The sequence below is a fragment of the Geomonas sp. RF6 genome (assembly GCF_021044625.1).
In the GTDB taxonomy this organism is placed as follows: Bacteria; Desulfobacterota; Desulfuromonadia; order Geobacterales; family Geobacteraceae; genus RF6.
The window spans coordinates 762,838-787,682 of sequence record NZ_CP087999.1 but is presented as its reverse complement, the minus strand read 5'-3'; the positions used below and the strand labels follow the sequence as shown (position 1 = coordinate 787,682).

Sequence of the window (24,845 nt, the reverse complement as noted above, 5' to 3'; positions counted from 1 at the left end):
CCTTTGCGGGCACTTCTTTGCGCTCTTTGCGCCTTTGCGGTAGGTGTGCCTTAGTCTTAATCCCACCCCCCTCCCGCAATCTCCAGCAGCCCCTCCTTCATCTTACGCCGTTCTTCATTGTCGCTCCTCGCCATAGACTCCACCGCGCTTTCACTCTGGCGCTTTGTGTGTGATAAAATTTTAATGTAAGGCGGAGGAGGTCGGACAGGTCCGAACATTACCATGATGAAAACGATCTGAAGTTGCTCAACGAAATGTCACAGCTTGCGCCAGAAGCTTCAAGGCGTGGGCAAACCTGGACCGGATTACCGGGCGCGAGGACGGCAAGATTCCGCGGAAATATCGGGAACTCATTGCAGTTGCCGTTGCCCACACTACCCAGTGCGTTTACTGCATCGAGATACACACGCGAAATGCCAGGCGTGCGGGAGCAAGCAGGGAGGAAGTCGCCGAAGCGGTACTCCTGGCGGCCGCACTCCGCGCCGGCGGCGCAGCGGCACACGGCACGCTCGCTATGAAGTTCTACGACAAGTCGTGAGGTGATCCGGTGACGGCCTCCGCGAAGACACAATGAGAGCGCTAAAGATGCACAGGACGGCGGTCATGCTTTCGCGATCTGCAGACAACAAGGAGGGGGAGGAGATGGTATGGAAGATACCTTAGTCCAACGAGCCTACACTGCTGTAGTGGAGCACTTTATCAACACCGGGCGCGCACCGCACTACACGGAGCTTGCGGGAGCACTCGGGATATCAGTTGAAGAAGCCAGGCAGGTACAGCACAAGGCTGCCGAGTCCGCCATAGGCTGCTGGTTTGTCAAAGACACGGACACTGTTGAGTCTTGGGCCCCTTTCTCCAACGTACCGACCAATTACCTGGTGACGATCAAGGGGGAGCAAAAGTGGTACGGCCAATGAGGCATGGAAGTGCTGGCCGTGCGCTGGCTTTACCCAGGTACAGAAATTCGCGTCGACACCCGTTGCCTCGATTGTGGGGAACCAATCAGCATTCGCATGCGTGACGAGGAGCTTGAAGTCGATCAAAAATCGACGGTGGGACACATGAACTATCCCTTTGCGAAGGCATTGACCGGAGAAGTGACATGGGGAGGGGCTTGAAGCCGCATGAATCTCTTCCGGTCGGAAGAGCATGTGCAAAGCTGGTCCTTGTACGATCCTGCGTCGGCCGAATCCATTATGCCCTTGTGCGACTGGGCGACTGTCTTCGGTGGTCCTCTGTTCAGGAATCGTCTGCAGCCGGATTATCTCTCCAGAATGAATGAATACGCCGCAGAACTGTTCGCTTCGTTGAAAAGGCTGGGCAGGGCGGGACCTTTTTGGACTCCTGAATAAGGGCGCAACGCGGTGATTGCCCCGAACTACAATCACGTTCAGGTGGTTGCCGGTAACTGGCAGGCTGCTTTTCTGTTCAAGTCGGAAAGGCAGCCTCTTCTTTTTCGACGAAGGAGGTTGACGCCTTCACAAAGCCTTCAGAGGTAAGAGGGCGACGACGTCAAAGCCAGGAGTAAAGAAGCGGAGGTGGAAGATGTCACGAGAAAAGTTCTTTGACACCGAAAAGGCGAAAATAAATTTCCTCGATTATGGCAATTCATCCAGCGAGCCAATGGTCATGTTGCACGGGGGCGCCTGGTCCTGGGAGGAATACCTATCGCTCATTCCTCCCTTGGCCGAGAGATGGCATCCCTATGCACTGGATGCACGCGGAAATGGCAAATCGGAATGGGTACCGGGACAGTATCGGCTGGAGGATTTTACCGAGGATACCTCAGCGTTTGTCCGGCATTTGAAGGCGCCGGCGGTACTCGTGGGGCATTCCATCGGCGGGGTCGTCTCCCTCATGGTGGCAGCCCGTTGCCCGGAAAAAGTGAAGGCGCTCATTCTGGAGGATATTGTGCTGACCCTGGTGAACTACAAGGGGGTCATCGATTCCTGCCGGGAGATGTTTCATTTGTGGCTGGAGCTAAAGAGATTGGCGCAGACGGAACAGGATCTGGCGTTGGCTTTGGCAGACAAATTCAGGGAATATCCCGTTACCAGTCAATGGACGCTGTATTTTGCCAGATGCCTCTGGCAGCTGGATCCTACCTATTTCGATGTATTGCTATACGATTTTGACCGTTTTGCGAAAGGTTATGAGTACAAAGAGCTGATTGCGAACATTAAATGTCCTATGTTGTTCATGCGGGGGGATACAAAGTTGGGTGCGGTCATGACCGATCAGGAAATTTCATGGCTTAAAGAGAATTGCAGCAACGCAAGTTTCGCCCAGATCAAGGGCGTGGGGCATCTCCTGCATATGCAGGACGAAGGCCAGTCCCAGGTGCTGACAGAGATGATGACATTTCTTGAACGTATCCCGAAGTGAAAGAGCAAACTCAAGGGCCGCGGCTTGATTAGGAAGAATTGGCTTTGGGGCGTAAATTTCATAATTCAAGCCGCGACCCCCAGGACATCCCCCACTTGCTGGGAGATGGGGGGACGGAGATTAACGCTGGGTCCATTACGGGGCAGAAACGCATAAACGCAGGGGCGTCGCGCTTGACGTCCTGGATGCCACTCGGGGCTAGACCGACCCCTTGGGACGCTTCCCCCTGATCCTCTGAATCGATCATGTTGAAACCTTTTTGAGGGGGCTGCACCGATAGCCGGTATAATGCAGGAATGGATGTGGAGCGCGTTCCCCTTTGCGAAACTCGCTTGTGGTTCCTTTAACAGGAGGAGGTTCAACTATGTTTGCGGTCTATGCCGACCATGGCGATAGCGAAAATCCGCTCGCGGCTCTGAGAATGGGAGAGCGCCCGGAGCCTCACGTTCCTGAGGGCTGGGTGCGGGTAAAGGTCACCCACGCAAGCCTGAACAGGCACGACATCTTCACCCTGCAAGGCGTCACGGCTCATCCGCAAGGGCTAACCTTTCCGATTATCCTGGGCAGCGACGGTGCCGGGTTGCTCGATGATGGTGCGCCCGTTGTCATCTATCCGGTCCTGGGGAGCGACGACTGGCGAGATGACGAGACGCTCGACCCGCACTGGCATATAGTTAGCGAGTTTGTCCCGGGCACCTTTGCGGACTACCTCGCAGTGCCGAAGCGCAATGCAGTTCCGGTGCCCGAGGGGCTCTCCCTGCTGGACGCCTCGGTGCTCGGCACCGCCTGGCTGACCGCCTATCGGGCCCTTTTCACCAAGTCTGGACTGCGACCGGGTGAGACGCTTCTGGTGCAGGGGGCATCGGGGGGAATGTCGACCGCGCTCATTCAACTCGGCCGCGCGGCAGGATTTGAGGTGTGGGTCACCAGCCGCACGGCCGAAGGGCGCGAACTCGCCGAAAGGATCGGTGCCAGTCGCTCCTTCGACTCCAACGAGCGGCTGCCGAGAAAAGTTCAGGCGGTGGTGGACAACGTGGGCCCGGCGTCATGGGAGCACACCTTCGCTTCGGTTGCGCGTGGCGGAACGATCGTGGTAACGGGTGGCACCACGGGATTTGAAGTCCCACTGCACATCATTCCGGTGCTGCTGGACCAGATCACTGTGTGCGGGTCAATCATGGGCACGCTGCAGGATATGAAGAACATGATGAAGTTGATGGCTGCAAGTGGCATCAAGCCGGAGATCGGCCAGATCCTGCCCATGGAGCAGGCGGAAGAAGGCTTTCGGTCGATGTGGCTTGGCAAGACCAGCGGCAAGGTGGTCTTTGTCAGGTGACAACGGGCGAAGAGCGAGGGAGCAGACTCCTTGCAGCCAAGTACGCAGGGGTCGCGGCTTGATTAGTGAAGAATTGGCTCCGGGGCGTAAATTTCATAATTCAAGCCGCGACCCCAGGACGCTCCATTACGTTACGTCCGTCGTTCGCTACGGTTCGTATTCGGCACTGCTAAAGGCCAATAGCGGGAGAAATAACATCGGCAAAAAGGCGAGTCCGAGGCCGAACGCAGGACCCTTACGGAATTTACTCGCCAGCGAGACGTTAGCGACAATTCCGATGATCACGCCAACCACAGGGATGAATAGTAATATGAGCCACCACCACGGCTTTCCGGAAATTTCCATAAAGATGAAAAGGTTGTAGATCGGTATCAGGCTGCTCACTCCTGACTGCCCCGCCTTTTCAAAGATCCGCCACATTGAGGCGACGGCTAGAACTATGCACCCTACAAATATCAACAGCGTCGCGGCCCCCGGTTGCAGACCGGCAGGGAGGACGTTCCCGGCGGGGCGCGGTTGCGGGGGGGGGCTGGCATCTTGCGGGGCATTCAGTTCCGAAGCGGTAGAGGGAGCAGGTGTCGGTCGTGCAGGGAGGGACTGAGCACCTTCCGTCGGTAGGGGGAGAGAGGGAGCAGCGGCCGGAGCCGCCGGTTTGGCCGCACGTGCAGCGGCAGAGGCCCCCTGCGCCGGCATCGGAGTAGCTGCAGGCCTTTGCAGTGACTGCGGGCGGCGTACCTGCCCGACAGGGGCGACTGCTCCGCTCTTCTTCGTAGGAATTTTCCCGAAGGTACGCTTTATATCGATCTCACTCCGCTCAAAGCGGAGGAGTATATCCCGGTTAACCTTGACAAAGACGGTGCTTTCACTTCTCCAGAACGATTCACATTCAACGGTGCTGCCGTCCTTAAAGTACACTTCCTTGCCGGAGCAGATGCCCACCAGCAGAAGCCAAACACCAACAAGAACTGTTCCTCTGAGAAAATGCACTGTCATCTCTCCTTAACGCCGTGAGAAGGGGGGGCGGTCCCTAGGGAGTTATTCCGGGGACACGCCATAAAAATTATACATACGACAGGTAGTACCGGGTAGTACCGGGTCGCGGGTAGTACTGGGTCGCGTCTGTACTTTTACATTTCTTCCTGCTGCGGTTATAGATTCTGTAGAATTTACAGACGCGACCCCTCAATCTTCCCGACCCCTCAATCTTCCCCTCGCAGCCTATCTTTCCCAAGGTTTCTGCCGACTCATCAGCTTATGATATGGTATGTTTTTGCCTTTACTGTTTGGAACGTCTAACTTATAAAAGAAATGTAAAGCTGCTTCAAGAATCTGCTTGATATGAGGAAGACGAACCTCGGAATACCATTCCAGCAGCGTGTTAGGGTTATTTATTACGGGCTGGTATCCTCCACCAGTAATTGCTTTTCTTATGTCACTAGTGCTGATACCTTTCCCCCTGATTTTCCCTAAGTTATTGATGAATTCTACTTTCTCTTCCGTTTCAAACAAAGGCGCCAAGGTCCAGTTAAAAGATGGCTTGTTGTTAAAAATATTGTAGCCATACCTAGAGTAATACGTCACCAGCATAGCTTCCTTTCCGAATGTAGCCTTGCAGTCGTCAAACGCAGCCCAGTACTCCTCGTCAAAGGTTGAAACTTTTTCCACGTTCCGAAGAAGATAAAAATAGGGATCCTGCAGACCTTCCTCATTATCAAAAGGCACAATATTCTCAAAGCCTAACTTTGAATCAAGAGTATTTTCCATTATATACAGCCGCATGTTTACATAGGTTTCTGATCCAGCTTCGCCGTCCTTGTTAGCTTCATCAATGATCCCTTCAAAGACCTCCCTGAATCGCTGAATTCCTAACAAACTAATAATATTTGTGTTGATATTTACTATGCTAGGTAAGGGGCGCTGTGTGCCATGAGCATTTTTAAAGTTGACAACGGTGTCGACAGCAATTGTTAACAGCATCGCGGTTGACTTTTTGCTGATATTACTCAAATATTTTATTATCTTGGAAAAAAACTGTACTGACGCTATCTTATTTCTTGAAATTTGAGCAGTGACTATCGAATCAATCACCTCATAGTCGAACTGCTCTTTGTCTATCTTGCAGATTAAAACTTCGAGGATGTTTGCCCACGCGGAATCGGCTATGTGGTCAGCAATGACCGAGTCTCTATCAGCAGCCTTTCCCTTTTGGTGAAAGTTTGTGTAGAGGAAGTATGCGACGAAATATTCAAGAAAAGTTTTGTGAGTAAAAGAATTCTCAACGTAAATAGACCTATTTTGAGCGAATTCTAAAAACTCTGTGGCTGCCTCTTTTGCAGAAAAGTCGTCTTCGATTTCGCATACGTGCTTAATATACCTTGTCATGTGTTGGAGGACGCTGTCATAGGTAATAGCTTTCTTGCTGTCTTTCTCCGTATATTGCCAGTACGCAATAGATGAGAAGGCTGAAAGCTTATTCGCCACTTTTAGTTTAATGTCAAGACTCTTTTCTTTCTCATCCCGTACCTGAACGAGTGTGTTGGTACAGCTCTCATAGATATCCAGTTTTGAGGCCGGTATTTCGAGCGAGTTTCGGTACACAAGCAGTATTAAAGTTAGCAACAATGGGTTGGTCTTTAATTCATCTTCAACTCCTGCCAACTTATCAAGGCATCCCTCAATCTCTTTCTGCTTAACAGTTGGATCTGGTTCTTCTAGATCGTACCAGTTCGAGACATACTCAGAAATTTGACCAGAGTCAAAGTGAAGCAACTCAACTACATCAAAATTATAATCTTTGAAGTTTACTTCCTGGTACGATTCAAAGCGACTAGTGATAACGCCTTGGCATAATGGATACATTTTTAAAAAGTTGGCTATGTCGTTTCTTACCTCTAGCCTATCTTTAACGCTTAGGACCTCATCTAATCCATCAAAAACAAAGATTGTTTCGTATGTCTCAAATAGATGATGTAGAGCGGAACCGCTAACGTAGTTGATTTGGCAACTGCTATCTAGAAAATGAGAGAGGTATGAAAGTATTCCGTATGAATGAGAAGATTTCTGCTTCTGATATTTGCTAAGTTCTATCCTAAAAGGTATACGGTTAAAAATAGAGGCGTTATCAAACGCTTCTTTATCTCGCATTAATAATTTACACAGGAGAAATTTAGAAAATGATGACTTTCCAGCACCTGGTATTCCAAGAACGACGAAGTTATTGGTATTTCTAAATAATCCTCGCAGAGGTATTGAGTCATCTTCTTTAACAGCTGTTGCTACCGGTGAACGAAACGCGAAATATTTGTGAAGCACTTCGTAGAAATACCTTCTGTGCAATGAAGTATCGAATTCCTCTACCAGATAGATGTTTCGCGACGTGGACTTCACTTTGAATCTCGGTCGCACAAATAGTCGATCTAGAGGTACCTCTCTCGGTTTATTGACTATGGACAATCCGAAAAAATTGATCTTGGAGTAATTGTTAATGGTTGCATCTCTGTAGTTTTCCATAAAACCTGAAACATTCAAATTTTTACCTGCAAGTATTGATTCAAAAACCTTTGAGTCAATCACTGCCTTTGTATCAAAGAACAACGAAATTACTTCAGCATTTCCTTGTACAAGCGCAGTAATGTCAATCGGAATCATTTTATCTATTTTTATCGATTTTAAAACACTGTACAAATCATCCTTGAGCGATTTAAAGTCTTTTGTAAAGGATGCATATTCTGCTATCAACTGCTGTGCCACCCCATCGATATCCTCATTGAATACGGCAGTATTGAAGGCGTCCATCAAATCAAGTGTCGGTTTTGTTAGTCCATGAGCGGCGGCTAGCACATAGGTAAAACTTGTGGATGAAATTTCTATACTTTTATGGGCAACATGCAAACAAAATTTAATTATCTCTTTTAAAAAAGTAGTTTTATCTATATTAGTCTTATATTTTTTGCATTGAATGACACCCACTGCTTTTCCATCTTTCGATATGATAATATCTCGTCCTTTGTCACCGCTTCCTCGCATAAGGGTGCATGTGTCATATTCTACACCACATATAGATTTTACTTGTGATCCCCTAAGAGAAAGATAGATCAGGATTTCAAAGTCTTCGTCTGATAACAAAGAATATGGATAATCTCTTTCTAATGTATATGTCTTTACCTTGTTGGATGATGCGATTCTGTTAATATCATTGTCGATTTCATTCTGGGTGATATTTATCATAAATAGATCTCCTGCTGATGTAATAATAAATTAGATTGTTTCGTCAATGACCACTAAGCATTGCACAGGGAGCCGGGAGGATGATGTGACGTCGTTGAGTAATGATGGCTCGGAAGTCAAGCTTCCCTCCATATCCACCCCTGCCTGCCTTTACCGCGTCTGGTGTACTGGAAGCTTTTCTTCATCACGATATGGCGGGGATCATCGGCACTCCAGATTTGGGAACGGCGAGGGAGACGCCCATAATTTGCGTGTTACTGGGAAGGGGCAGATCCGGTATTGGCTGGCAGGTTGAGTCTTTAATTAGACTGGTAACGACTTTATTGCCTATGTAAGGACTTTATTGTTGATGTAGCGACTTTATTGTCTCCGGACAGCTGCAACGCTACAGCGGCATCCCCAATCTGCGCATCTTTTCCACCAGGGTGGTCCTGTTCAGGTTCAGCATTGCAGCGGCGCGGGCTTTTACGCCGTGGGCTAGTTGCAGGGCTTCGGCGATCATTTTTCTTTCGATGTCGTTGATCGTCTTTACCATATCGATGCCGCTCGGGGTCACACTGGTGGGGGAGGCGTCGCGCTCGGTGTAGATCTTTACGATGTTGGAGGGGAGGTCCTTCAAGGTGATGACGTCGCCTTCGGTGAGGGCGACGATGCGCTCGACGATGTTTTCCAGCTCGCGCACGTTGCCGTACCACGGGTAAAATTCCAGCGCCTCCAGCGCCTCCTTTTCGAGATGCATGAGGGGGCGCTGCATCGACTGGCAGTTCTTCTGCAGGAAGTGCCTCGTGAGGGGGAGGATGTCTTCTGTCCGCTCGCGCAGGGGGGGGATCAAAAGCGGTATCACGTTCAGCCGGTAGAAGAGGTCCTCGCGGAAATTCCCCCGCTTTACCTCGTCCTCCAGGTTCACGTTGGTGGCGGAGACGACGCGCACGTCGAGCTTTATCTGGCGGTTCGAGCCTACGCGCTCTACTTCCTGCTCCTGCAGTACCCGCAACAGTTTCGTCTGCAGGTGCATGGGGAGCGTCCCTATCTCGTCCAGAAATATCGTCCCCTGGTTCGCTGCCTCGAATTTCCCGACCTTCTCCCTGATGGCGCCTGTGAAGGACCCCTTGGTGTGGCCAAAGAGCTCGCTCTCCAGGAGGTTTTCCGGAATGGCGGAGCAGTTCACCGCGATAAAGGGGCGGTCCTTGCGCGGGCCGTTGAAGTGGATCGCCTTTGCCACCAGCTCTTTTCCGGTCCCCGACTCGCCGAGGATGAGGACGGTGGAGTCGGTCTTTATGATCTTCTTCATGCGGGAGAAGAGCTGCTGCATCGGCTGGGAGTGCCCGATGATGTTGTCGAACTCGTACCGCTCCCTGAGCTGCTCCTTCAGGTAGACGTTCTCCAGGAACATCACGTTCTTCTCGACCGCCTTGTCGATGATGATGCGCAGCTCGTCTATGTTCAGGGGCTTCGTGATGTAGTCGAAGGCGCCTTCCTTCATCGCCTTCACGGCGGTCTCGGCGGACGCGTGCCCTGTGATGAGGATAACTTCGGTGGCGGGGGAATCGGCCTTCACGGTGGTGAGGATCTCGAGGCCGCTCTTGTCGGGGAGGAAAAGGTCGCTGATCACGATGTCGAAGCGCTCTTCCTTCAGGCACTTCAGCGCTTCTTCGCCGCTGCCGCACCCCTTGATCGAGAACCCGCTCCCTTTCAGGAGGGCGAGGAGCGCCTCACGGCTTCCTTCTTCGTCTTCTATCAGTAGTATCCGTGTCTGCTTCATTGGGACCCTTCCATGTTAGAGATTTCTTGATAGCACGTACAGCCCCGTTTTGCAAGGCGGCAATTGACAGCGAAGCCGCATGGATTATACTTTCGCGTCATCATACGCGGCCGGTTTCTCATTGGAAGGAGGCGCAAATGGACGTTCTCGGAGCTTTCCCCTTTCTGCTGGTTCTCGTCGTCCTCGTCGCCGTGGGGGCGAATGCCATCCGCATCCTCGCTGAATACGAGAGGGGGGTCCTCTTTCGCCTCGGCCGGGTGAAGAAGGTGCGGGGCCCGGGGCTCGTCATCATCATCCCCGGGATCGATCGCCTCGTGCGGGTGTCGCTGAGGGTCGTGGCGATGGATGTCCCACCGCAGGACGTGATCACCCACGACAACGTCACCGTGAAGGTTTCCGCCGTCATCTATTTCCGCGTGGTCGACGCGGTGCGCGCGGTCGTGGAGGTGGAGAACTATCTCTACGCCACGAGCCAGCTCTCCCAGACGACGCTGCGCAGCGTGCTGGGGCAGGTCGACCTGGACGAGCTCCTGGCCAACCGCGAGAAGATCAACCGCGAGCTGCAGGAGATCCTCGACCGTCAGACCGAGCCGTGGGGGGTGAAGGTGACAATCGTGGAGGTGAAAAATATAGACCTGCCGCAGGAGATGCAGCGGGCGATCGCGCGGCAGGCGGAGGCGGAGCGCGAGCGGCGCGCGAAGGTCATCCACGCGGAAGGGGAGTTGCAGGCATCGGAGAAGCTCGCCCAGGCGGCGCAGGTCATGACTGCGGAGCCGATGTCGCTGCAGCTTCGCTACCTGCAGACACTTACGGAGATCGCAGCGGAAAAGAATTCCACCACCATTTTCCCGGTTCCCATCGACCTGATAAAGATGTTTATGGATACGCATGAAAGGAAGCAGACAGAGAAGGATAAAATTGTGTCATAGCTGGCGAGGTAGCAGCAAATAGCGCTCCCTTTTCACTATCAGTTGAATGTATAATCAGTGCAACAGCTCATTTGAGAGCAGGCACCCACCATGTAATGAAGGGGGCATCGTATGATCAGCAACACCATGCAGCAGGCATTGAACAGACAGCTCAACAACGAGCTGTACTCAGCGTATCTCTATCTCTCCATGAGTTCCTATGCAGGCTCTCTCGGCCTGAAAGGCTTCGCCAACTGGTTCATGGTGCAGTACCAGGAAGAGACGGTGCACGCCATGAAGTTTTACAACTACATAAACAGCCGCGGCGAGCACGTGGAGCTCGCCCCGATCGCGGGACCGCCTACGGAGTTCAGTACCGCGCTCGACATGTTCGAGCAGACGCTGAAGCACGAGCAGTTCATCACCTCCTCCATCAACGACCTCATCGACCTGGCGCTCCGGGAGAAGGACCACGCGAGCCACATCTTCCTGCAGTGGTTCGTCACCGAGCAGGTGGAGGAAGAGGAGAATGATCGCGACATCATCGGGAAGCTGAAGCTCATCGGTGACAACGGGCAGGGGCTCCTCATGCTCGACGCAGAGCTCGGCGCGAGGGTCTTTACACCGCCGCCGGCGGGGGGGACGCCGTAAAGGGTGTCCGCCGCAAGGGGTGGTAAGTGAGCGCGCTGACGGATCCCCCCTCTTGCTCTCCGGGATGTGCCAGTAAAGGCAAATCCCCCCTGTCCCCCCTTCGCAAAGGGGGGAACGTAAGGGCGTCGGTTACTCCCTGTAGGGCACATCAATCCCACGTTTCCAGGAATTCCTCTACCGGATGTCTCGTGCGGCAGTTCGTTGAAACATACTACGGCTTCCTTGGCATTCACGGATGAACGTAAAGGCGGCCCTCCCGGGAGGGTCGCCTTCCTCATCCGGACATAAATAATCTCCTCCCGCCTCCGTCATCCTTTTCCTTACACGCTCCGCCAATTCGCCCTTTCTCCGGCCCAGACGCCGGCATCAGCTGCGAAAGTGCCCGAAAATTCGAGGCTCTTTTCGGGTCTGCCTGTTGCAAGCTCCGCCTCCTATGTTAGATTCAAGGAGGTTGGAATGTATTAATGTGTCCGGTCCGGAGGGATTCCGAGGGCGACACACCTTTTCCCGGCAGCTGCACCAGCCCGGCGAGCGAGGTGGGAATGGAACCGTTGCAATACGACATCCGCGGCATGAAACTCCTTTACGTGGAAGATGAAGGGGAAGCCCGGAGGCTGGTTTGTAACATGTTCGCCATGAACTACCCGAACCTGGAGGTCGACAGCGCGGAAAACGGCGCCGAAGGAATGGAGATTTTCCGGCAGAAACGGCCGGAAGTGGTCATGACCGACATCAATATGCCGGTGATGGACGGGATCAAGATGGCGAGGGAGATGAAGGCCATCGCACCCGAGACGATCATCGTCGCAGTCACCGCACACACCGACACACCCTACCTCCTGAACGCCATCGAAATCGGCATCTACCACTATGTTCTAAAACCTATAAATTACGACCAGCTCTTCGCCGTCACCGATAAGATCTTCGAACAGATTCTCCTGAAGAGGCTGGTGCGGGAGCAGGAGGAGCGGATCCGCAGGAGCGAGGAGCAGCTCTCCGAGGCGCAGCGCCTCACGCACCTTGGCAGCTGGGAGGAGGACCTCCAGCGCGGCGAGATAAGCTGGTCCGACGAGCTATACCGCATCTGCGGCCTGGAGCCGCGCCAGCCGCCGGCGGAGCCTGGGACCTTTCTCGAGCGTGTCCTCCCGGAGGACCGGGAGAGCGTGGAGCGGGTCCTCAGCTCTGCGCGGCAGGAGGGACGCTCCGCACTCATCGCCTTCCGCATAGTGCGCCCCGACGGCTCGCTGCGGATCGTGCACGGTCAGGGGGAGACCGTCTACGATCCTTCCGGCACACCGATCTCCCTCATCTTCGTCTGTCACGACGTCACCGAGTTTCGCGGGGCGCAGGACGCCTTGCGCGCTTCCGAGGAGCGCTTCGCGAAGATCTTCCAGGCCACCCCGGCCCTTATCGCCATCAGCACCATGAACGATTCCGCCTACGTGGAGGTGAACGAGACCTTCCTGCGCACGCTCGAATACGACCGCGAGGAGGTCATCGGCCGCTCCGTCCTGGAGCTCGGCATCTGGGCCGCCGCCTCCGACTTTACCCGGCTGCAGCAGCAGGTGAAGGATTCGGGGCAGTTGCGCGACTGCGAGGTGCGGCTGCGCAGCAGCAGCGGGCGGTTCGTGGAGGCCACCCTCTCGGCGGAAGTGATAGAGATCAACGGCAAGGAGTTTCTCCTCACCCTCTTCAACGACATCACGGAGCGCCGCCGGATGGAGGAGGAGCGCAGCCGACTCGCCGCCATCGTGGAGGCATCGGACGATGCGATCTTCGGGATGGACCGGGACGGTATGATCCGGAGCTGGAACGCGGGGGCGCAGAAGACCTTCGGCTACAGCATCGAGGAGGCGGTCGGCCGCGATGCTGCGATGCTCGCGCATCCGGAGCGGCGGGAGGAGCTCATCGCCCTCTTCGGGCAGGTCTTCCAGGGGGAGAGGGTCTCGCAGTTCGATTCCCTGGCGCAGCACAAGGAGGGGAGGTCGCTCAACGTCTCCCTGACGGTGAGCCCGATGGTGGAAGGGGGGGAAATAGTCGGCGCCTCCGCGGTCGTGCGCGACGTGACGAGGCAAAGCGAGCTCGAGCAGACCATAAAGTACCAGGCGTACCACGACGCTCTCACCGAGCTCCCGAACCGCCAGCTCTTCATGGACTTCCTCGCCCTGGAGCTCGCGCAGGCGCGGCGCAATGGCAAGAGCCTCGCGCTCCTCTTCCTCGATCTCGACCGTTTCAAGCACGTGAACGACACCCTCGGGCACGCGGTGGGGGACGAGCTCCTGAGGGAGGTGGCGCGCCGCATCAGGGGGTGCATCCGCGTCTCCGACACGGTGGCCCGCATCGGCGGGGACGAGTTCAACGTCCTCATGCCGGACCTCACCCAGACCGACGACGTGGGGATCGTGGTGCGGAAGATCCTCGGGGTCTTCGAGGCTCCCTTCCTCCTGGCTGACAAGGAGCTGCACGTCACCACGAGCATCGGGGTGAGCATGTACCCGGATGACGGCGGCGAGCTCGACGAGCTCATGAGGAAGGCGGACAGCGCCATGTACCACGCGAAGGAAAAGCCGGGGAACGCCTGCCAGTTCTTCAACGAGGAGCTCAATACCCGCACCATCAAGCGCCAGGCTATGGAGGGGCTGCTGCGCCAGGCGGTGGAGCGCGGCGAGATGCAGCTCGTTTTCCAGCCGCAGGTGAGCGCGCAGACGAGGGCGCTGGTCGGCGCCGAGGTCCTACTGCGCTGGTGCCACCCGCACGAGGGGGTGCTCCTCCCCTCCCAGTTCCTGACGGTCGCGGAGGAGACCGGGATGATCGTCCCGATCGGCGAGTGGGTGATCCGCAGCGCCTGCGAGCAGATGAAGAAGTGGCAGGAGCTGGGGCTCAACATCGTCCTCACCGTGAACCTCTCCAAGAAGCAGTTCTCCCAGCCGAACCTCCTGGAGATGATGGGGCGGGTCCTGAAGGAGACCGGGCTCGATCCGCGCTACTTCGGGGTGGAGGTCTCGGAGGGGACGATAATGGAGGACATCGACTTTTCCATGCAGCACCTGAGGGGGCTCGCCCAGATGGGGGTGAATGTCTCCCTTGACGACTTCGGCAGCGGCTCCTCGTCGCTGCAGTGGATCAAGCAGCTCCCGATCCGCAGCCTGCGCATCGACAAGAGCTTCATCCGGGGGATCCTGAGCGACCCCTTCGACCTCGCGGTGGTAAACGCGTTGATCTCCATGTCCCACGACCTGAAGATGCTCGTCACCGCCGAAGGGGTGGAATCGGAAGAGCAGCTTCTTCTGGTCAGCAAGAACGGCTGCGACGAAGTGCAGGGTTTCCTCATCAGCGAGCCGCTCCCCTCCTCAGAGTTCGAAAAGCTCGCCACCTACCACTGATTCCCCCGAAAGAGATCGACACCCCTCCCGAAACCGCACGGCGCGCCCCTTTATGCAAACTTCGGGGTTTTCTTACCCCACGGAATATGGTAAGAATTACGTCAGCTGTAGACCACCGGTTTATCCTCTAGGGAAGGGAAGGAGTCGAGCATGTCTAAAAAGAAGCAAACCGAGACGGCGGCGCTGGTCGCCTTTTTAGCCGGGGCCGCGGTAGCCGCGGGGGCTGCGCTCCTGTTCACACCGAAAAGCGGGAAGGAAGTGCGGGAAAAACTGGGGGAAGCGACCGATGGGGCGATCGAGAAGCTGAAGCTTTGTGTGGCGGGAGCAAGCTACAAGGTGAAGGGGACCGCCAACGGCGACTCCCTGGACTACGACGGCGGCGACGCCTGGATCTAGCTGATAGCGGGGAGGGGGCTACAGCCCCTTCTCGCGTTGCACCTCCTCAAGGAATTTCCTTATCGCCGGCCCGCTCGGCATCGCCAGCACCCGGTCGGCAATGTCCCGTGCCTCCTCATAACTTATGCGGCGGATCGCCTCCTTCACCTGCGGGATGGAGGGGGCGGAGAGGCTCAAGGCCCTGATGCCGAGCCCGAGAAGGAGGAGTGCGTTCACCGGCTCGCACGCCATCTCCCCGCACACCGTCACCTCTTTTCCCGCGGCCGACGCGGCATCCGAAACTCGCTTTATGGAGTGGAGCACCGCGGGGTGGTACGGGTCGTACCAGCGCTTCATCCGCACGTTGTTCCGGTCGCAGGCGAGCGTGTACTGGATGAGGTCGTTCGTGCCGATGGAGAAGTAGTCGACCTCCTTTGCCAGGAGCTCCACGATCTGCACCGCGGCGGGGAGCTCGATCATGATCCCTATCTGCAACCCCCCGTCAAATGCCTTCCCCTGCGCCGCCAGCTCCTCCTGCACCTCCTTCATTATCCTCTTGATGCTCTGCACCTCGTCCCAGGCGCTCACCAGCGGGAACATGACCCGGCACTTCCCGTAGGGGGAAGCAAGGAGTATCCCGGCGAGCTGCTCGCGGAAGATGTCCTCCCGGTCGAGCGATACCCTGATGGAGCGCCACCCCATGAAGGGGTTTTCCTCCCGCGGCTGCGGAAAGTAGCTGAGCTCCTTGTCCCCGCCGATGTCCAGGGTGCGTATGGAGACCGGCAGCTCCGGGAACCCTTCCAGGATCTTCCGGTAGATGAGGTACTGTTCCTGGCGCCCCGGGAAGGCCTTCCGGGTCATGAAGGGGAACTCGGTGCGGTAGAGCCCCACCCCTTCCGCGCCGTTGGCGCGGGCGACGGGGATGTCGTTCAGAAGGCCGATGTTGGCGTACAGCGCCACCCGGCAGCCGTCGGTCGTCTCTGCAGGCAGGTCGCGCATTCCCTCGAGGGCGCGCTGCTTCTGGCTGAACTCACGCTGCAGACGGTCGTACTCCACCCGGATCCTCTGCTCTGGGTTTATATACACGCACCCGGAGGTGCCGTCCACGATGAGCTCGCTGCGCGCCCCGACCCCCTTCATGATCCCCTCCACTCCGAAGACGGTGGGGATGCCGAGGGAGCGGGCCATGATGGCCGCGTGGGAGTTCAGGTTCCCGCGCTCGGTGACGATGCCGAGGATCTTCCGGTGGTCCATGATGGCGAGGTCGGAGGGGAAAAGCTCCGCTGCCACGAGGACCCGGTTCTCCTTCAGCTTGTCCTGCTTCTTTTCGTGCCCGTTCAGGGCGTCGGTGATGCGCCTGCCGATGTCTTCCATGTCGGCGCTGCGCTCCTTCAGGTACGGGTCCTCCATCCTCGAGAAGGCGGCGACGTACTGGGCGACGACCTCCGAGACCGCGCGCAGGGCGCCGTACTCCTCCTCTATGAGAGAGGTCACCTTCCCGATGAAGCCGCGGTCCTCCAGGATCATGAGGTGGCTGTGGAAGATGGCGGCGTCCTCCTTGGAGAGTATCTCCGCCATGCGCCGCTCCATGTAGATCGTCTGTACCCGCGCCTTCTCGAGGGCGAGCTGGAAGCGCTTCAGCTCCTCCCCTTTCGGGCGCACCCGCTCCAGCACCGGGACCTCGTCCGCGCCGCGGTTTACCACCGTGATCTTCCCGCAGCAAAAGCCGGGGGAGATGGCGTGCCCCTTCAGGACCGTCTGGAAGGTCTTTCCGTCAACGTGCCCCGCGCCTTCGGGGAGCTTCAGGCGGGCGAGTTCGGAGGCGAAGAAGGCGCGCTCCTCCTCCTTCTTGCGCACCGAGTCGAGGAGCTTTGCGTTCACAACGACAGACGAGATCTGCCAAGCGATGGTGCTGGCGGCGCTGATCTCTTCCTTGCTGAAGGTGCGCGCCTCCTTCGTCTGGACGACGAGCACCCCCACCGCCGCCTTTCTGTCGAAGAGGGGGACGCCGAGGAAGGAGAGGACTTTCTCCTCTTTTGCCTCGGGGAAATATTTGTAGCGGGGGTGCAGCGGGGCGTTGTCGATGGCGACGACCCCGCGCTGCTCGATGGCAAGCCCCGTGAGACCCTCGGAGATCTTCATGGTGATGCCGCGGGCGCCGCGGGAGAGGCCGCGGGTGGCGTGGAGCCGGAGGGTCTCGCCGTCCTCGTCGAGGAGGTAGATGGAGCAGACGTCGGAGCGCAGCCGTTTCGCCACCAGGGTGACGATGTTGTCCAGCGTCTCCTGCAGGTCGTGGGAGTGAAGGATGAGGGCGCTTATGTCCTCTATCGTCCGCAGCCCCAGCGTTTCCCCGCCGTCTTGTCCCATTTCCCCACCTCGCTCCCTGAATTTTCCACAGTATAGTGAAGCTCTGCCGAATGTGAAACAATTTATTGGGACCGGCACGCTCTCCTGTTGTCAACGCGGCGCATTCTCTGGTATAGTTGCCGCCGAGATAGCCAGGAACGGCGCTTTTGGAGGGGATATGGGAATGAGTTTCGATGAGGCACTGGCGCAGGGGATCGCGCAACTTGAAGAGGGCGCGTACGCCAAGGCCGCCGAGGCTTTCAGAAAATGCCTGGAGATAGAGCCGGAGAACCCGGAGGGGTACTTCTACCTGGGGGAGGCACTCGCCGAAAACGGCAAGACCGACGAGGCGATCGAGGTCCTGAAGAAGGGGCTGACCCGCGCCCCGGAGGACGTGGAGGGGCTCACGGCGCTTGGGGACATCTATTTCGAGGCTGGGAAACACAAGGACGCCCTTGCCTGCTACCGCAAGGTCACGGAGCTGAAACCGCAGGAGTGCGACGGCTACGTCAGCATGGGGCTCGTGTACAACGCGCTGGAGCGGGTCGACGACGCGCTGAGGTCGTTCGAGCAGGCTCTCTCGCTCGACCCGGGGAACGTCTTCGCCCTGAACGCCCTCGGGGACCTGTACTATGGCCTCGGGGAAAACGAGAAGGCGATTGCCGCGTACCAGAAGGGGATCGAGCTCGACCCGGCGGATGCCACGGCACGCTTCAACCTCGGCGAGCTGTACTACGACATGGACGACCTGGAGGCTGCCGAGCGGGAGACGCTGGAGGCGGTGCGGCTCGATCCGGACTTCACCATGAGCTACCTCACCCTCGGCAACATCTGCATCGACGAGGAGCGGATCGGAGAGGCGATCGCCTACTTCGAGATGTACCTGAAAAAGGAGCGCTCCCCGCAGGCCGCCGAGATGATCTCGGAGGTGAAGGCGGTGGTGGAAGGGTTGAAGGAGGAGATGCGCGGCTAGAGCCGCTCCATCTCTTTATCACAGGTATAGAAGCGCCCCGGCGGCATGTCCCGTCGGGGCGCTTTTGCGTTGAGATGAAGAGGCACCGTGACAAATGGACGTGTTCATTCGTGAGTCAGGCGTCCCCTCCCTTTCAAGGGGAGGGACAGGGTGGGGATGGGGTTGAGGGATGGTGAGCGTCGACCCCATCCCCCTCCTGTCCTCCCCCTTGAAAGGGGAGGGACGCGCTGCCGACGGCTCAGCTTTCATCTGTCTCGTCCCCCGCAACCAGGCATTTGTGCTGAGATGGTGGGACGGAGTCGTTCCTGCCGCGTCATTCTTCATTTCTCCCGATTACCTTTTCATCCGGCGCCTTTGCGGTATGCTTGCTCAGGTAAAAAAACCTTTAATGGGGGGTGCAACCATGTCGGAACAGGAAAAAGAGAACAAAGACAACAAGGTCATGGTGGGAGCGCTCATGCTCCTGGCCGGCGGGATACTCGGGGCGAGTGTGGCTCTTCTGTACGCGCCGCAAAGCGGTGAGAAGACCCGCAGGGGTATCACCCGCGGTGCAAAGAAGGCGCGGCGCCGCACGGAGCAGGCCGTCGACGACTTCTCCCAGAACCTGAGCGAGGTGGTGGAGATGGTGGGGGAACGCGCCTCCGAGATTCTGGAGAAAGGGCGGGACATGGGGTACAAGGCGAAGAAGGAGCTCCTGAAGGCGATGGAAGAAGGGGAGGCACGCCTCCAGAAGGAGAGGGCGCGGCTGTCGAAGATGCTCTAGCCCCCCCGTCAGGGTGCGTGCAGTGCGATGTCGCCGTACCAGGCGGTCGCGTCGCACTGGGTGTCGTCCGTATCGGTCATGATGGCCACCCCCCCGATCTGGGGGGGCTCTTCACCAAAGATCCTCTTGTAGTCCTCGTAGACGTTCCTCTCCTCGCTTACCCAGGTTCCCGCCTTCTCGTCGCCGCTTTCCACCGCCACGATCACCGAGTTCGCGGTGTAGGGACTTTTCGCCTCCGAACCCTTCGGCATCTTCCCCGCCCACACATAGTTGATGGCGCGCATCCTCCAGAAGAAGGTGCGCGGGAAGATGACGTACACCCGGGCGGCGAAGTCGTCACCTTTCTTCAGGCGGATGTCCTCACCCTTCAGCGTCTGCTCGATCTTCCAGCTCCAGGTAAGGCGCGGGTACTTCTTCGGGTCGGCGGCGAGCTTCTTCACGAGGCCGGAGCCTGCTTTTGCTGCGTGCGCGACGAGGGCCGCATTCTCCAGGAGGTAGGTGGTGTGCCCCTTGTGCACCTTCTCGGTCCAGCCGGTAAGGTCGCCGGCGCTGAAGCGGGCGACCGGGATCTCCTGCGGGGGGGCGAGAAGCGCGGCGGAAAGGAGTGCGGCTGCGAGGGTGTGAGTCATGGGGACCTCTGCTGGAAGCGGGATCGGTGTGGCGTTCTTTCGGGAGGGGGCCCCGGCGCGGGCGCGCCGGGGCGTCGTCGTTTACAGGGTGCGGCCGGTCAGTTTTTCCAGCGCCTCCAGGTACTTCTCGGAGGTCTTGCGCACGATCTCCTCCGGGAGGGGGGGGGCCGGCGCGGTCTTGTTCCAGTCCAGCGTCTCCAGGTAGTCGCGCAGGAACTGCTTGTCAAACGACGGCTGCGGCCCGCCCGGCTGGTAGCTCTCCTTCGGCCAGAAGCGGCTGGAGTCGGGGGTGAGGCACTCGTCGATGATGATGAGCTCCCCCTCGAAGATGCCGTACTCGAACTTCGTGTCGGCGATGATGATACCCTTGCCGTCCGCGATCTCACGCGCCCTGCTGTAGATCGCCAGAGTCACGTCCTTCACCTTCTGGGAGATTTCCGCCCCGCACAGCTCGCTCATCTGCTCAAAGGAGATGTTCTCGTCGTGGGAGCCGAGCTCCGCCTTCGTGGAGGGGGTAAAGAGCGGTTCCGGGAGGCGGTCCGACTCCTTCAGCCCCGCAGGCAGCGGGATGCCGCAGATCGAGCCGGTCTTCTGGTAGTCCTTCCACCCGGAGCCGGAGAGGTAGCCGCGCACGATGCACTCCGCCGCCAGCGGCTTTGCCTTCTTCACCAGCATGGAGCGGCCGGCGAGCGTCTCTGCGTACGGCTGGCACTCGGCGGGGAAGTCGGCGACGTCGGTGGAGATGATGTGGTTTTTGATGATCCCTTCCATCTGGCGGAACCACCAGGCGGAGATCTGGGTCAGCACGTACCCCTTGTGCGGGATCCCCTCGTTCATGATGACGTCAAAGGCGGAGATCCTGTCGGTGGTGACGATGAGAAGCGCCTCCCCCAGATCGTAGATGTCGCGCACTTTCCCCCGCGCTGCAAGCTTGAGCCCCGGAAAGTCGGTGGTGAGCACCGGCATGGTCATGGTCTTTTCTCCTTCAGTTGAAAAAGGTGCCTGGAAAATGAAAGGTGAAGGGAATGGTACCCCTTCACCTTTGAAAGTTTACAACGTCTGCCTGTCTCGCGCGAGCCGGAGCTACTCTGCGACGATCGCCGGGTTGATCTGGATCTTCGCCTTCGCCCTCAGCTCCTTCAGCCACTTCTCCACTGCCTCCTGCTGCTTCTTCGGGAGGAGTTCCTTCTTGAGGGCCTCCTTCTTCACCGGGAAGTCGGTGGTGGGGGCCTCGACCCTCCCCTTGAGCTTCACCGCAAACCAGCGATCGCCGATCTTGTACGGCTCCTTCGCTGCCGGGGCGGCGGCGGTCAGGCTGAAGGCCTCTTCCATCAGTGCGGGGGAGGTGCCGATCTGCGGTATGGCGCCGGTCGCGGCGTAGCCGAAGTTTCCGGTTTCCTTGGCGCCTGCTACGTTACCCTTGGCAAAGGCGGCGGCAGCCTCCTGCGCTTTCTTCTGGGCGAGCTCCGCGGCTTTCGCGTCGGTCGCCTTCTTCGCTACAGCGTCCCGGATCTGTGCCAGGGGCGGGACCGCGGGGGGGCGCTTCTCCAGCACCTTTACGAGGTAGATCCCCTTCGGCGTCTCCACCGGACCGCCGAGATCCCCCTGCTTCAGCATGAAGGCGCGCTTCACGACGTCGGCCTCGCCGGCGAGAGCCGGGGGGGGCGCCTGCGCGGTGAAAAGCGCGGTCTTCTCCACGGTGGAGCCGAGCGCTGCCGCGGCAGCGGCAATGTCGGCGTTCCCCTTGAACTTGTTCACCGTGTCAGCTGCCTTCTCGTACGCCTCTTTCGCCGCCTTCTGCTTCTGGGCGTCTGCCTTTACCTGCTCCTTCACCTCGGCGTAGGGGAGGATGCCACCCTTGCCCTGGTAGCGGTCGATGTTCTTCTGGTAGAAGGTCTGCGCCTCCTCCTCGGTGACAGCGGCGCCAGAGGCCACTTTCGCCGGGGAGACGACGGTATAGGAGATGGAGACCTCTTCCGGGGTCTTGAACTCCGCCTCGTGCGACTGGAGGTAGCTGTTCAGCTCCTGGTCGGAAAGCTTCACCTCGCCCCTGACGTCGGCGGGGGAGAAGGAGACGTACTGCAGGTCCACCTTGTCGTTCTGCTTCTTGTACGCCTGCAGGAGCTCCTGGTCGGTGAGCTTCGCGGACTCCTTTATCTTGTCGCGGGTCTTGTTGACGAGGATCTCCTCCTCCGTCGCATCCTCGAAGGCGCGCGGAGTGAGGCGGTTTGCTTTCAGCGTCTGCTTGTACAGCTCGAAGTTGAAGGCGCCGTCCTTCTGGAAGGCCGGGATCCCCTCGATGGCCGCCTGGATCTCCTTCTTGTTGACCTTGATCCCCATGTCGTCCGCGGCCTCGCGGACCAGCTCGTTATCAATGAGGGAGTCGATGGTGAGCTTTTTGATCCCCATCTGCTTTTCCATCTCGGGGGTCAGGGAGCGGCCGTATAGCTGCTCGTAGATCCCCCTGGTGCGGTAGTAGCTCCGCTGGAAGCTCTCGAGGCTGATCTTCGTGCCGTTTACCTTTGCTGCGTAATCGGACGGTCCGGTCCCCTTGTCACCCCTGCCCCAGACGAGAAAGATGGTGCCGATGAAGGAGAGGACGATCACCCCGAAGACGACTTTTATCAGTATGGACTGTTTGTACTTCCTCATTATCCCGAGCATGCAGTTTCGACTCCTTTAACCGGTCAGATTTAATGCAATCCTTCAAAAAGAATAGTGGGCGATACTAATATAAGTGAATTGCAAAAGCAACAATAGAATGAGCGGGAAACCGTCTCCGACGGGGGGTTGCGGGGTTTTCTCGCTTGCAAGGGATAACCCTTTTTGCTATCGTGACATGTTTTGAAGGAACAGATTCTCCAGGTAGCGCGAGCCCACCAGAAGGAGCTACGAATGATAAAGATTTTTGACGCCATTTTCGGCATGTTTTCCAACGATCTCGCCATTGACCTCGGCACAGCCAATACGCTGGTGTACCTGAAGGGGAAGGGGATCGTGGTGCGCGAGCCTTCCGTTGTCGCCGTGCAAAAGACGCAAAACGGCCAGCAGAAGGTTCTCGCCGTGGGGATGGAGGCGAAGAAGATGCTCGGGCGCACCCCCGGCAGCATCACCGCTATCCGCCCCATGAAGGATGGCGTCATCGCCGACTTCGACATCACCGAAGAGATGCTGCGCTATTTCATCCACAAGGTACACAACAGAAAGACGCTGGTGCGCCCCCGCATCGTCATCTGCGTCCCCTCCGGGATCACCCAGGTGGAGAAGAGGGCGGTGAAGGAGTCGGCGGAGAGCGCCGGCGCCCGCGAGGTCTACCTGATCGAGGAGCCGATGGCCGCGGCGATCGGCGCCGGCCTCCCCATCACCGAGGCGAGCGGCAACATGATCGTCGATATCGGCGGCGGCACGACGGAGGTCGCCTGCATTTCGCTTGCCGGGATCGTGTACACAAAGAGCGTGCGCGTCGGCGGCGACAAGATGGACGAGGCGATCGTCCAGTACATAAAGAGAAAGTACAACCTCCTGATCGGCGACCGCATGGCGGAGCTCATCAAGATCGAGATCGGCGAGGCGTACCCCTCCCCCGACGTCCTCACCATGGAGGTGAAGGGGCGCGACCTCGTCTCCGGCATCCCGAAGACGACCGAGATCGACTCCACCGAGATCCGCGACGCCCTCTCCGAGCCGGTCACCGCCATCGTGGACGCCGTGCGCAACTGCCTGGAGCGCACCCCCCCCGAGCTCGCGGCTGACCTCGTCGACAAGGGGATCGTCCTTGCCGGCGGCGGCGCACTCCTGCGCAACCTCGACATCCTCCTGCGCGAGGAGACCGGGCTTCCGGTCGTCACCGCCGAGGACCCCCTTTCCTGCGTCGTTCTCGGCTCCGGAAAGGTGCTCGACGAACTCGCGCTCTTGCGCAACGTGGCGATCAGCTCCTAGTCCCGGATGCGGAGGGGGGCGCCACTCCCCCCTTCCGCGTCCCGCCCCTTGCCCCCCTCCGGCAGCGGCACCTCCGGCTCCATGCCGCAACCATCCGGAAACCGGCGGCGCCCGCTCATTACGAGATCCCGCGTGACATCTGCGACGATTGACATCGTGGTGCCGATCTGGAATCGGCCCAATGAGACACGCAACTGCCTGGTCAACCTGATCAGCTACACCCCCGGTGCCCGCATCGTCATGGTGGACTCCGGGAGCGACCGGGAGACGGAGCGGATCCTGCAGGAGCTCGCCGATTCCCTCGAGGAGAACGCGCTTCTTCTGCACGACGACCACAACATCGGCTTCGTGCGGAGCGCAAACCGCGGGCTCGCCCACTGCGAGGCACCGTACCTCGCGCTCGTTCGCAGCGGGTCGCTCGTCCCTCCGGGGTGGTTCGAGCCGCTTCTCGCCTTTGCGGAGGCGCACCCGGATGCAGGGATACTGGTGCCGAGCCTGTCGAATCAGCGCGCCGAGCTCCCCCGGGAGCCGCTGGAGATGGAATCCGGCTCCTTCTGCGCCATGGTGATCACCCGGGAGGCGTATCTTGCCTGCCAAGGGTTCGACGAAGGGATGGATGACGGCTCCTGGTGTCTGAAGGATTACACCCGGCGCGCCTGCGCTGCGGGCTTTTTCACCTATGCCGTCCCCTCGCCGCAGGTGCTGTGCGAGGAGGAGGTGCGGCTCGGCTCGCAGAAAAGGCGCGACGAGGCGCTGCAGCGCTCCATCTCCCTCTTTACCGAACGGTGGGGGACCGGCCGGAGCTACTGTGTCCACCTCCCGGACGGGACCGACGCGACACTCCTGCGGCACAAGCTGGAGGTGCTCCTGAAGGGGGCACGGCACGGGGACCGCTACTGGGTCCTCCTGCCGAAGGCGCTGTACCACGGTGCGAAAGGGGGAGGGCTCTTCCTGCACGAGAACATCCGGCTGGTGCCGCTCCCCCGCTTCTGCACGATCGCGCGGCAGGGGCGGGTGTACCGGGAGATCGTGGCAGCCTGCCCCGGGATCGTGTCGGTGGCCGCCGTCGACGGGATACCCTTCCCGTGGGGGGATCCGTATCTCCCCTTCACGGAGCTGGCGGAGCGGATACGGGCCGGTTACCCGGAGACATAACTAGATTTTTGCA

Annotated in this window: 19 protein-coding genes and 1 pseudogene; 13 read left to right on the top strand and 7 right to left on the bottom strand. The window is 58.2% G+C overall.

Features of this window, described 5'->3' with window-relative positions; translation table 11 throughout:
* Positions 1–289: 289 nt before the first annotated feature.
* The 5 genes and pseudogenes from LPW11_RS22465 to LPW11_RS03370 form a co-directional block, all read left to right on the top strand.
* Positions 290–538 (top strand): annotated as a pseudogene (locus LPW11_RS22465) (carboxymuconolactone decarboxylase family protein); the annotation flags it as partial.
* A gap of 109 nt (positions 539–647) precedes the next feature.
* On the top strand, positions 648–917 hold the full coding sequence (locus LPW11_RS03385; protein WP_230996724.1) for a hypothetical protein: 270 nt from the start codon (positions 648–650) through the stop codon (positions 915–917).
* Between the two features lie 3 nt (positions 918–920).
* A complete protein-coding gene (locus tag LPW11_RS03380; protein WP_230996723.1) occupies positions 921–1,118 on the top strand; it encodes a hypothetical protein in 198 nt (65 codons plus the stop codon).
* A gap of 427 nt (positions 1,119–1,545) precedes the next feature.
* Positions 1,546–2,385, top strand: coding sequence for an alpha/beta fold hydrolase (locus LPW11_RS03375; protein ID WP_230996722.1), 840 nt, complete (start codon positions 1,546–1,548; stop codon positions 2,383–2,385).
* 364 nt (positions 2,386–2,749) lie between these two features.
* Positions 2,750–3,721: a quinone oxidoreductase family protein gene (locus tag LPW11_RS03370; RefSeq protein ID WP_230996721.1), complete on the top strand. Its 972-nt coding sequence runs from the start codon at positions 2,750–2,752 to the stop codon at positions 3,719–3,721.
* A gap of 147 nt (positions 3,722–3,868) precedes the next feature.
* On the opposite strand, the gene LPW11_RS03365 is transcribed toward LPW11_RS03370, so the two are convergent.
* The 3 genes from LPW11_RS03365 to LPW11_RS03355 all read right to left on the bottom strand — a co-directional run bounded on the left by LPW11_RS03365 (position 3,869) and on the right by LPW11_RS03355 (position 9,710).
* A complete protein-coding gene (locus LPW11_RS03365; RefSeq protein ID WP_230996720.1) occupies positions 3,869–4,708 on the bottom strand; it encodes a DUF5684 domain-containing protein in 840 nt (279 codons plus the stop codon).
* 231 nt (positions 4,709–4,939) lie between these two features.
* A complete protein-coding gene (locus LPW11_RS03360) occupies positions 4,940–7,948 on the bottom strand; it encodes a restriction endonuclease (RefSeq protein WP_230996719.1) in 3,009 nt (1,002 codons plus the stop codon).
* A gap of 385 nt (positions 7,949–8,333) precedes the next feature.
* Complete coding sequence (locus LPW11_RS03355) at positions 8,334–9,710, bottom strand: sigma-54-dependent transcriptional regulator (RefSeq protein WP_230996718.1); 1,377 nt, start codon at positions 9,708–9,710, stop codon at positions 8,334–8,336.
* A gap of 137 nt (positions 9,711–9,847) precedes the next feature.
* Here LPW11_RS03355 and LPW11_RS03350 point away from each other — a divergent pair, with 137 nt between their 5' ends.
* The 4 genes from LPW11_RS03350 to LPW11_RS03335 all read left to right on the top strand — a co-directional run bounded on the left by LPW11_RS03350 (position 9,848) and on the right by LPW11_RS03335 (position 15,048).
* Positions 9,848–10,639 carry a slipin family protein gene (locus tag LPW11_RS03350; protein WP_230996717.1) on the top strand — a complete coding sequence of 264 codons (792 nt, stop codon included), beginning with the start codon at positions 9,848–9,850 and terminating at the stop codon, positions 10,637–10,639.
* Between the two features lie 111 nt (positions 10,640–10,750).
* The gene (locus tag LPW11_RS03345) at positions 10,751–11,269 is read left to right on the top strand and encodes a ferritin (RefSeq protein WP_230996716.1); all 519 of its coding nucleotides are present in this window, start codon (positions 10,751–10,753) and stop codon (positions 11,267–11,269) included.
* A gap of 542 nt (positions 11,270–11,811) precedes the next feature.
* Positions 11,812–14,652, top strand: coding sequence for an EAL domain-containing protein (locus tag LPW11_RS03340; protein ID WP_230996715.1), 2,841 nt, complete (start codon positions 11,812–11,814; stop codon positions 14,650–14,652).
* 150 nt (positions 14,653–14,802) lie between these two features.
* Positions 14,803–15,048: a YtxH domain-containing protein gene (locus LPW11_RS03335; protein WP_230996714.1), complete on the top strand. Its 246-nt coding sequence runs from the start codon at positions 14,803–14,805 to the stop codon at positions 15,046–15,048.
* Between the two features lie 18 nt (positions 15,049–15,066).
* Here the strand turns inward: LPW11_RS03335 and ptsP are convergent, their stop codons facing one another.
* The gene (ptsP, locus tag LPW11_RS03330) at positions 15,067–17,394 is read right to left on the bottom strand and encodes a phosphoenolpyruvate--protein phosphotransferase (RefSeq protein ID WP_230996713.1); all 2,328 of its coding nucleotides are present in this window, start codon (positions 17,392–17,394) and stop codon (positions 15,067–15,069) included.
* Between the two features lie 157 nt (positions 17,395–17,551).
* On the opposite strand from ptsP, the gene LPW11_RS03325 reads away from it, so the two are divergent.
* Positions 17,552–18,346, top strand: coding sequence for a tetratricopeptide repeat protein (locus LPW11_RS03325; protein ID WP_230996712.1), 795 nt, complete (start codon positions 17,552–17,554; stop codon positions 18,344–18,346).
* A gap of 403 nt (positions 18,347–18,749) precedes the next feature.
* Positions 18,750–19,109, top strand: coding sequence for a YtxH domain-containing protein (locus LPW11_RS03320; protein ID WP_230996711.1), 360 nt, complete (start codon positions 18,750–18,752; stop codon positions 19,107–19,109).
* Between the two features lie 8 nt (positions 19,110–19,117).
* Here LPW11_RS03320 and LPW11_RS03315 read toward each other — a convergent pair whose 3' ends face one another.
* The 3 genes from LPW11_RS03315 to LPW11_RS03305 form a co-directional block, all read right to left on the bottom strand.
* A complete protein-coding gene (locus tag LPW11_RS03315) occupies positions 19,118–19,738 on the bottom strand; it encodes a DUF3047 domain-containing protein (RefSeq protein ID WP_230996710.1) in 621 nt (206 codons plus the stop codon).
* A gap of 81 nt (positions 19,739–19,819) precedes the next feature.
* On the bottom strand, positions 19,820–20,710 hold the full coding sequence (locus LPW11_RS03310) for a phosphoribosylaminoimidazolesuccinocarboxamide synthase (protein WP_230996709.1): 891 nt from the start codon (positions 20,708–20,710) through the stop codon (positions 19,820–19,822).
* 111 nt (positions 20,711–20,821) lie between these two features.
* Positions 20,822–22,402, bottom strand: coding sequence for a peptidylprolyl isomerase (locus LPW11_RS03305; protein ID WP_230996708.1), 1,581 nt, complete (start codon positions 22,400–22,402; stop codon positions 20,822–20,824).
* Positions 22,403–22,633: 231 nt separating this feature from the next.
* Between LPW11_RS03305 and LPW11_RS03300 the strand changes: the two genes are divergently transcribed.
* Together LPW11_RS03300 and LPW11_RS03295 are read left to right on the top strand one after the other, a co-directional pair.
* Positions 22,634–23,677 carry a rod shape-determining protein gene (locus LPW11_RS03300; RefSeq protein WP_230996707.1) on the top strand — a complete coding sequence of 348 codons (1,044 nt, stop codon included), beginning with the start codon at positions 22,634–22,636 and terminating at the stop codon, positions 23,675–23,677.
* Positions 23,678–23,809: 132 nt separating this feature from the next.
* Positions 23,810–24,832 carry a glycosyltransferase family 2 protein gene (locus LPW11_RS03295; protein WP_230996706.1) on the top strand — a complete coding sequence of 341 codons (1,023 nt, stop codon included), beginning with the start codon at positions 23,810–23,812 and terminating at the stop codon, positions 24,830–24,832.
* The last annotated feature ends 13 nt before the right edge of the window (positions 24,833–24,845 follow it).